At 67.6% G+C, this 9,425-nt stretch carries 7 protein-coding genes; 5 read left to right on the forward strand and 2 right to left on the reverse strand.

Annotation, left to right across the window (positions count from 1 at the left end; genetic code table 11):
* Window positions 1-1,485: prolyl oligopeptidase family serine peptidase (locus tag EGJ34_RS18420; RefSeq protein WP_148100520.1), on the forward strand; the 1,485-nt coding region annotated here is incomplete at its 5' end.
* A 148-nt stretch (window positions 1,486-1,633) separates the two neighbouring features.
* Window positions 1,634-4,345 carry a phosphoenolpyruvate carboxylase gene (gene ppc, locus EGJ34_RS18425; protein ID WP_125361916.1) on the forward strand — a complete coding sequence of 904 codons (2,712 nt, stop codon included), beginning with the start codon at window positions 1,634-1,636 and terminating at the stop codon, window positions 4,343-4,345.
* 136 nt (window positions 4,346-4,481) lie between these two features.
* Here the strand turns inward: ppc and EGJ34_RS18430 are convergent, their stop codons facing one another.
* Together EGJ34_RS18430 and metK are read right to left on the reverse strand one after the other, a co-directional pair.
* Window positions 4,482-4,988, reverse strand: coding sequence for an acyl-CoA thioesterase (locus tag EGJ34_RS18430; protein ID WP_125361917.1), 507 nt, complete (start codon window positions 4,986-4,988; stop codon window positions 4,482-4,484).
* Window positions 4,989-5,125: 137 nt separating this feature from the next.
* Complete coding sequence (gene metK, locus EGJ34_RS18435; protein WP_125361918.1) at window positions 5,126-6,337, reverse strand: methionine adenosyltransferase; 1,212 nt, start codon at window positions 6,335-6,337, stop codon at window positions 5,126-5,128.
* Window positions 6,338-6,704: 367 nt separating this feature from the next.
* Between metK and EGJ34_RS18440 the strand changes: the two genes are divergently transcribed.
* The 3 genes from EGJ34_RS18440 to EGJ34_RS22555 all read left to right on the forward strand — a co-directional run.
* Window positions 6,705-8,414: a lysophospholipid acyltransferase family protein gene (locus tag EGJ34_RS18440; protein WP_125361919.1), complete on the forward strand. Its 1,710-nt coding sequence runs from the start codon at window positions 6,705-6,707 to the stop codon at window positions 8,412-8,414.
* On the forward strand, window positions 8,411-9,205 hold the full coding sequence (locus tag EGJ34_RS18445) for a UDP-2,3-diacylglucosamine diphosphatase (RefSeq protein WP_125361920.1): 795 nt from the start codon (window positions 8,411-8,413) through the stop codon (window positions 9,203-9,205). Before EGJ34_RS18440 ends, EGJ34_RS18445 begins: the two co-directional genes overlap by 4 nt.
* A gap of 25 nt (window positions 9,206-9,230) precedes the next feature.
* Window positions 9,231-9,425, forward strand: a 195-nt coding sequence (locus tag EGJ34_RS22555; protein WP_148100521.1) for a hypothetical protein, incomplete at its 3' end; no start/stop codon positions are given.

The following is a 9,425-nucleotide window of genomic DNA, read 5'->3' on the forward strand; positions in this document are numbered from 1 at the left end:
GGCGTGCGCCGGGTCAGCTGGCGCGCCGACGCGCCCGCGACCCTGGTCTGGGCCGAGGCCCAGGACGGTGGCGACCCCGCCCGTGACACCAAGGTGCGCGACGCGGTGCTGACCCAGGCCGCACCGTTCGACCGCCCGCCGCAGACCCTGGCGCAGCTGGGCAGCCGCTATGCCGGCATCCACTGGGGGCGCGGCGACCTCGCTCTGCTCAACGAGTCATGGTGGAAGAGCCGCACGGTGAAGCAGTGGCGCATCGCCCCGGACCATCCGGAAACCGAGCCGCAGCTGCTGGTGGAACGTTCCTCGCAGGATCGCTACAACGATCCGGGCCGTCCCGGGATGGTGCGCGATGTCAACGGCCGTGGCCGCCTGCAGACCAGTGCCGACGGCCGCAGCATCTTCCTGTACGGCCAGGGTGCCTCGCCGGAAGGCGACCGTCCGTTCGTGGACCGCTTCGATCTGGACAGCCGCCAGACCACCCGTCTGTTCCATTCGCAGGCTCCCGGCTATGCGGTGCCGCAGGCGCTGCTCGACCAGGAAGGCACCTCGCTGCTGCTGACCCGCGAGTCGCCGGATGAGCCGGCCAACTACTACGTGCAGTCGCTGACCGACGCGGCGGCCGCGCCGCGCGCGCTGACCGCGTTCACCCACCCGCTGCCGCAGCTGCGAGGGGTGAGCAAGGAGCAGATCCGCTACAAGCGCAACGACGGCGTCGACCTTACCGCCACGCTGATGCTGCCCCCGGGCTACAACGCGAAGAAGGACGGGCCGCTGCCGCTGTTGATGTGGGCGTATCCGGGCGAGTTCAAAACCGCTGCCGCGGCCAGCCAGGTCACCGACTCGCCATACCGCTTCAACGCAGTGGGTTACTGGGGTCCGCAGGCGTTCCTGGCCACCGGTTATGCCGTGCTGGTCAGCCCGTCAATGCCGATCATCGGTGAAGGCGACAAGGAACCCAACGACACCTACCTGCCGCAGCTGATAGCCAACGCCGAGGCCGCGGTGGAAGAAGTGGTGCGCCGGGGCGTCACCGACCGCGATCACATCGCCATCGGCGGGCATTCCTACGGTGCGTTCATGACCGCCAACCTGCTGGCGCACACGCGCCTGTTCAAGGCCGGCATCGCGCGCAGCGGCGCGTACAACCGCTCGCTGACCCCCTTCGGCTTCCAGGCTGAGGAGCGCAACTACTGGCAGGCCCAGCCGGTCTATCTGGCGATGTCGCCGTTCAACTATGCCGGCAACATCAAGGATCCCATCCTGTTCATCCACGGCGAGGACGACAACAACTCCGGCACCTTCCCGATGCAGAGCGAGCGCATGTTCTCGGCGGTGAAAGGCCTGGGAGGTACGTCGCGCCTGGTGATGCTGCCCAACGAATCGCACCACTACCGCGCCCGTGAGTCGATCATGACCATGCTCGCCGAAAGCGAACGTTGGCTGGAAAGCACCATCGGCCCCGGCCAGCCGATCAAAAAGAAATGACGGACGCGTGCATCGCCCCTCAGGGGGCGATGCACGAACAGCGCAATCGCCCTGCGCTTGCAGATGAAACCTTTTGCGCGCCGATATGCGGCCCACAATCTGCGTTACGCTTGACCGGATTCCGTTCCTTCAGGCCCATGCGTCGCAGATGAACGAATACCGCAGCAGCATCGTGTTTGCCACCCCGGACATTCCCCTGCGTGACGACGTGCGCCGACTTGGCGCGCTGGTCGGCGATCTTCTGGTCGAGCAGGTATCCGAAGATTTCTTCGAACACATCGAACAGATCCGCACCCGCGCCATCGCCCGGCGTGAGAGCGGTGCGCCGCTCAGCGACCTCAGCGCGGCACTGCAGGACCTGGCCCCGGCCGAAGCCGAAGCCACCGTGCGCGCCTTCAGCACCTACTTCCAGGTGGTCAACATCGCCGAGCGTGTGCATCGCATCCGCCGTCGTCGCGACTACCAGCGCGCCGGCACCGCCGCGCCGCAGCCGGACAGTCTGCAGGACGCGCTGCAGCACTTGAAAGCCCAGGGCGTGACCCTCGACGAGCTGGCGCAGTGGTTGCCACGCATCGACATCGAACCGGTGTTCACCGCGCATCCCACCGAAGCGGTGCGCCGTGCGCTGCTGGAAAAAGAACAGCTGATGGTGGCCAGCCTGGTGGATGCGCTGGACGGTCAGCGCACCCCGGGCGAAGCAGCGGCCGATGCCGCCCGCTTCCGCATGGCGCTTACCGCCTCGTGGCAGACCACCGATTCCTCGCCGGTGCGGCCCACCGTGGACGACGAACGCGAGCACGTCGGCTTCTACCTGGTACAGGTGCTGTACCGGGTGATGCCGGTGCTTTACGAATCGCTGCAGCAGGCGCTGCTGGACACCTACGGGCAGACCCTGCCGCTGCCGCGCCTGCTGCGCTTTGGCACCTGGGTCGGCGGTGACATGGACGGCAATCCGAACGTCGATGCCCGCACCATCCGCAACACGCTTGATGCGCAGCGCCAGGCGGTGCTGGGGCGCTACCAGAAGGACCTGCTGCAGCTGGCCAGCCTGCTCAGCCAGAGCACCGAGCGGGTCGGCGTGAGCGATGCGCTGCAGGCGCAGGTCGCGCACTACCAGCAGCTGCTGCCGAAGGTCAGCTCGCGCCCGCGCCACGCCGACATGCCGTACCGCCTGCTCAACGACCGCATGCGCGCACGCGTGCAGGCGACACTGGATGATGCCGATGGTGCGTATGCCGGCCCGCACGAACTCGAACACGACCTGCAGCTGATCCTGGACAGCCTGCATGCCAACAAGGGCGACCACGCCGGCGGCTTTGCCGTGCGCCGCCTGCTGTGGCGCGTGCGCACGTTCGGCTTCCATCTGGCGCGGCTGGACGTGCGCCAGGAATCCAGCGTGCACGGCCGTGCACTGGCCAGCGTGCTGGACGGACAGGAGGCCTGGGACAACGCTGACGCGCTGGCGCGCGCCGAACGTCTGGCTCCGTTCGCCAGCGGCGAACAGCCGCTGCCGCCCAGCACCGAAGAAGGCGGGCAGCGCCTGGACGCGGTGTTTGCCGCACTGGCCGATGCACGCCAGCGCCATGGCACCGACGCGCTCGGCAGTTACATCATCTCCATGGCCCATGACCGCAGCGACGTGCTGGCGGTGCTTGCATTGGCGCGTCGTGGCGGCCTGGTCAACGAGGAAGGTGCCGTACCACTGGATATCGCGCCGCTGTTTGAAACCGTGGACGACCTCAAGCGCGGCACCGACACGCTGCGCGACCTGCTCGCCGACCCGGTGTACCGCGCCCACCTGCGCGCGCGCGATGACGTGCAGATGGTGATGCTGGGTTACTCGGACAGCGGCAAGGACGGCGGCATCGCCGCCTCGCGCTGGGGCCTGCAGCGGGCACAGGTCGAACTGCTGGAAGTGGCGGCTGAAACCGGCATCCGCCTGACCTTCTTCCATGGGCGTGGCGGTTCGATCAGCCGCGGCGGTGGCAAGACCACCCACGCGGTGGATGCCTCGCCGCGCGGCAGCATCGACGGCCGCCTGCGCGTCACCGAGCAGGGCGAGGTGATCCACCGCAAATACGGCATCCGCGCCTTGGCTCTGCGTTCGCTGGAGCAGGCCACCGGCGCGGTGCTGCGCTCCAGCCTGCGCCCGCGTGCGCCCGAGCCGCGCGAAGACCAGTGGCGGCCGGTGATGGACCTGATCGCCGAGCACAGCGCGGCGGCCTATCGCGCCTTCGTCGGCCAGCCGGACTTCATGCAGTACTTCCGGCTGGCCACGCCGATCGATGTGATCGAGCGCATGACCCTGGGCTCGCGCCCGTCACGCCGGCTGGGCCAGGATGCGGCGCTGGGCAATCTGCGCGCGATACCGTGGGTGTTTGCGTGGAGCCAGGCGCGCGCGGTGATCCCCGGCTGGTATGGGGTGGGCAGTGGTCTGCAGGCGGCGCTTGATGCAGGTCATGAGGAAACCCTGCACGAGATGGCGCGTGACTGGCCGTTCTTCAGCACCTTCCTGGACGACATCGCGATGGTGCTGTCCAAGGGTGACATCACCATTGCCGAGCAGTTCTCGCAGTTGTCCGGTCCGCTGCACGCGCGCTTCTTCCCGCAGATCGAGCAGGAACTGGCGTTGACCGGCAAGTTGATCCTGGCGCTGACGGGGCAGGGCACGCTGCTGCAGCATGATCAGCGGTTGGCGCTGTCGATCCGCTTGCGCAATCCGTATGTGGACCCGATCAGCGTGCTGCAGGTGGACCTGCTCAGGCGCTGGCGCGAGAGCGGCGGCGAAGATGACGAGGTGTTGCGCGCCTTGGTGGCGTGCGTGAATGGTGTGTCGCAGGGCGTGCAGAATACGGGTTGAGCGCGGTCACGACCAACGGTCGTGACCTACCGATCATCCCCGCCGTCCGATACATCGATCATCGCCACCGTCGGACATACCGATCATCGCCACCTTCCGGTACACCCGGTAGATCACGACCGTTGGTCGTGATCGCTCACCCCTCGGCCGACGGCGGATTCGACGCCAGCAACTCCCGCTGGCGCTGCTCCATTTCCGCCCGCAGCTGTCGACGGATCAGCGCGGCGGCGTGCCGGCGGCGCTGGTTGCTGCTGTCCAGTTCCAGCGGCGGCACCGGGGTGGGTTTGCCGTCGTCATCCACTGCGACCATGGTGAAGAAGCAGCTGTTCGCGTGGCGCACGCTGCGCTTCATGATGTCCTCGGCGACCACCTTGACTCCGATCTCCATCGACGAGGTGCCGGTGTAGTTCACCGAGGCCAGGAAGGTCACCAGTTCGCCCACGCGAATCGGCTCGCGGAAGGTGACCTGGTCGACCGACAGGGTGACCACGTAGCGGCCGGCATAGCGGCTGGCGCAGGCGTAGGCGACCTGGTCGAGCAGGCGCAGTACCGCGCCGCCGTGGACCTTGCCGGAAAAATTGGCCATGTCCGGCGTCATCAGCACGGTCATGGACAGCTGGTGGGACTTGAGTTCGGTGGTCATGCGGCGATTCTATCCGGCAGAAAGAAGGGCCGCTTTGCGCGGCCCTTCCGGTTTGGATCGGTGCCACGCTGCGCGTGGCCAGCCGACCAACGGTCGGCTCTACCCGTAAGAAAAGGGCCGCTTGCGCGGCCCATTTCTTACTTCAGCTTGGCGTCGGCGCGCAGGGCGTCGGCGCGGTCGGTCTTCTCCCACGAGAAGGCCGTGGCGTTGACCGTTTCGCCAGCACCGTTGAGGTAGCTGAACTCCTTCGGCTTGCGGCCGAAGTGGCCGTAAGCGGCGGTCTGCTGGTACATCGGGTGGATCAGGTCCAGCATCTTGATGATGCCGTACGGACGCAGGTCGAAGTGCTTGCGGATCAGCTTCTCGATCTTGTCATCGCTGATCTTGCCGGTGCCGAAAGTGGTGACCGAGATCGAGGTCGGCTCGGCCACGCCGATGGCGTAGGAGACCTGCACTTCGCAACGGTCGGCCAGGCCAGCGGCAACCACGTTCTTGGCGACGTAACGCGCGGCATAGGCGGCCGAACGGTCCACCTTCGACGGATCCTTGCCCGAGAACGCACCACCACCGTGACGGGCCCAGCCGCCGTAGGTGTCGACGATGATCTTGCGGCCGGTCAGGCCACAGTCGCCCACCGGGCCGCCGATCTCGAACTTGCCGGTCGGGTTGATGTGGAACTTGGTGCCCTTGTGCAGCCACTTGGCCGGCAGCACCGGCTTGATGATCTCTTCGCGGACGGCCTCGATCAGGTCCTTCTGCTTGATGCCCGGGGCGTGCTGGGTCGACAGCACCACCGCGTCGATCGCTGCCACTTCGCCGTTCTCATAGCGCAGGGTGACCTGGCTCTTGGCGTCCGGACGCAGCCACGACAGCGCCGAGTTCTTCTTCTTGCGGATCTTGGCCTGCTGCTCGACCAGACGGTGCGACAGGTGGATCGCGGCCGGCATGTAGCTGTCGGTCTCGTTGGTGGCGTAGCCGAACATCAGGCCCTGGTCGCCAGCACCCATTTCTTCGGGCTTCTTGCGGTCAACACCCTGGGCGATGTGCGGGGACTGCTTGCCGATCAGGTTCAGCACGCCGCAGGTCGCGCCGTCGAAGCCGACGTCGGAGCTGTTGTAGCCGATGTCCAGGATCACCTTGCGGGTCAGCGCTTCCAGGTCGATCCAGGCCGAGGTGGTGATTTCACCGGCCACGATGGCCACGCCGGTCTTGACCATGGTTTCGCAGGCAACGCGGGCGCGCTGGTCCTGGGTCAGGATCGCGTCCAGCACCGCATCGGAGATCTGGTCGGCAATCTTGTCCGGATGGCCTTCGGAGACCGATTCGGAGGTGAACAGGTAGCTGGACATCAGGCGTAATATCCTTTGATTCGGATGGAAAGATGGGCGCGCATGATACACGGCACTGCGCGCCATTGCATTGTGGCCCAGCAGGGGTTGCCCGTGGTTAAGCCGGTGTGCCCGCCCGTAAAGGCCGTGGTTGCGGCATTAGAGCCCAGCATCGGGGGCCAGTGTTCCATCCGCGTGACGGCCGTTGGGCTCCACCGTGTCATCAATCTGCCGCCAAACCGCCACCTGACTGCCGCGTCCCGGGTTCAGGCTTCGCCGGAATTGACGTAGAGCCACGCCCTGCGTGGCTTCGACCCTGCCTGGCCCCCGCAGCCACGCAGGGCGTGGCTCTACGGCCTGCTTCAACCATTCGTCCGAGGGGGCCGCCATGCAGGAACTCGAACAGCGTCTGCAGCAACGTTTTCCCGACTGGTTCCGCGGTCGCCGCGGGCACCTGGCCCGCCCGCTGCTGCGCGGGGTGGGGCGCTGGTCGCGGCTGGATCGCGTGGATGCCTTCCTTCGCCACCATGCCGGCGTGCGTGGCTTTGACTTCGTGGCCGCGGGACTCGATTTCCTGGGCAGCCGCTACCAGGTGGACCCGAGCGAACTGGCCCGCATCCCGGCCACCGGCCGCCTGCTGATCGTGGCCAACCACCCGTCCGGGGCGCTGGATGCCCTGGCGCTGCTGGATGCGGTGGGCCGGGTGCGGCGGGACGTACGGATCGTGGCCAACGACCTGCTCGGAGCCATCGGCCCGCTGCAGGACCTGCTGCTGCCGGTGCGCATGCTGGGTGGCAAGGTCCAGCGCGGCAGCCTGCAGGCGGTGGAGCAGGCGCTGGCGGCCGAGCAGTGCGTGATCGTGTTTCCGGCCGGTGAGGTGTCGCGGCTCTCGCTGCAGGGCATACGCGACGGGCGCTGGCAGCGCGGCTTCGTCCGTTTCGCCCGCGCCGCCGCCGCGCCCGTGCTGCCAGTGCGGGTACAGGCGCGCAATTCCGCTTTTTTCTATGGTGCCTCCACGCTGTTCAAACCGGCCGGCACCGCGCTGCTGGCGCGGGAGATGTTTGCCCGCCGCGGGCGGCCGCTGCGGTTGTGCATCGGTACCCCCATGACGCTGGCAGAGGGTGAGGCCGGGCAGCAGCTCAAGGCGGTGCGGCAGGCCCTCTACGCTCTGGGGCGCGGCGCGCAGACCGTCGCGGCTGCACCGCCTGGACCTGAGCCGCTGGCGGCCCCGATGGCCCCGGTGCAGGTGGCCCGCGCCATCGCCGCGGCCACGGTGCTCGGCCACACCGGCGACGGCAAGCAGATCCTGCTGGCCCGCTGTGGCGTCGACTGTCCGCTGCTGCTGGAACTGGGAAGGCTGCGCGAACTGACCTTCCGCCAGGTGGGTGAAGGCACCGGCCGCAGCCGCGACCTGGACGCCTTCGACCTTCGTTACGAACACATCGTGATCTGGGACGGTGCCGCCCAGCGCGTCGCCGGTGCCTACCGGATCATGCGCGGCGCGCAGGCCCTGGCCCGCGACGGCTTGGCCGGTCTCTACTGCGCGGGGTTGTTCCGCTACTCCGACGACGCCATCCCGCGCATTGCCGAAGGGCTCGAACTGGGCCGCAGCTTCGTGGTCCCGGATTACTGGGGCAGCCGCAGCCTGGACTACCTGTGGCAGGGCATCGGCGCCTACCTGCAGTGTCGACCGGGCATCCGCTATCTGTTCGGTGCGGTGTCGATCAGCGCCGCGCTGCCGCGCGAGGCTCGTGAACACCTGGTGGCGTACTACCAGCGCTACTACGGTGCGCAGTCCGGACTGGCCGAATCGAACCGGCCGTTCCAGTACTTTGCTGCGCCACCGAGCTTCGGCGAGCTGGATGCCGGCGCGGCGTTCGACGTGCTCAAGGCCAATCTGGCCGCGCTCGGCACCGGCGTGCCCACCCTGTACCGGCAGTACACCGACCTGTGCGAACCCGGCGGCGCGCGCTTCCTCGCCTTCGGGGTGGACCCCGACTTCAGCGATTCCATCGACGGGCTGATCGAGGTCGACCTGCACGCGATCCGCCCGAACAAGCGCAAGCGCTACCTGCGCCCGGCGGAGGTGCAGGCATGAAGCCGGTGACCCTGCTGCCGCCGCACCGTCGCGCGGTGTTCCTGTCCGATGTGCACCTGGGCTCGCGCCACTGCCATGCGGCCGAGCTGGCGCAGTTCCTGCGCGGGCTGCGCTGCACCCAGCTGTACCTGGTGGGTGACATCATTGATCTGTGGTGGCTGGCGCACCGGCGCGCCGCATGGCGGCCCTCGCACAGCGCGGTGATTGAAGCGCTGCATGCGCTGCGCCGCGCCGGCACCGAGATCATCTACATTCCCGGCAACCATGATGCGTCGCTGCGGCAGATGTGCGGGTTGATGCTGCCGGCCATGCAGGTGCGCCGCCGCGCCATCCACACCACCGCCGACGGTCGCCGTCTGCTGGTGGTGCACGGGGACGACTACGACGGCGTGACCCACTTTGGCGGGTTGCAGGAGAAGTTTGGCGACTGGTTGTACTACCGCATTCTCACCGGCAACCACCTGCTCAACGCCGCGCGCCGCCGGCTGGGGATGCGTTACTGGTCGTTGTCGGAGTTTCTCAAACGGCAGAGCAGTGCCGCCGAGCGCTACATCGAACGGTTTGTGCAGGCCGGTCTGGACGATGTTCGCCGACGCGGGTTGGACGGGGTCGTGTGCGGGCACATCCATCGCGCGGCCCTGGTTGAACGCGACGGGCTGGTGTATGCCAATGACGGGGATTGGGTGGAAAGCCTGACCGCCTTGGCCGAAGACCCGGATGGCACCCTGCGGCTGCTGGATCATCGTGGGCAGACGGTGGCCCATCTCGAGGGCATCAGACAGGCCGCGTAGAGCCACGCCCTGCGTGGCTTCGACCATGTTTGACACCGCGAAGCCACGCAGGGCGTGGCTCTACGTGGATGGTCGACACCGCGAAGCCACGCAGGGCGTGCTCTACGGGGTGATGCGCGATTACCATCGGCGAATGGATTCCCTCTCCCAGATCGTTCTAGGCGGAGCCGTCGCCGCCGCCATCGCTCCCGCCGGCCATCGCCGCGCCGCCCTGCTGGCC

The organism is Stenotrophomonas sp. 278, assembly GCF_003935715.1.
GTDB lineage: Bacteria > Pseudomonadota > Gammaproteobacteria > Xanthomonadales > Xanthomonadaceae > Stenotrophomonas > Stenotrophomonas maltophilia_AH.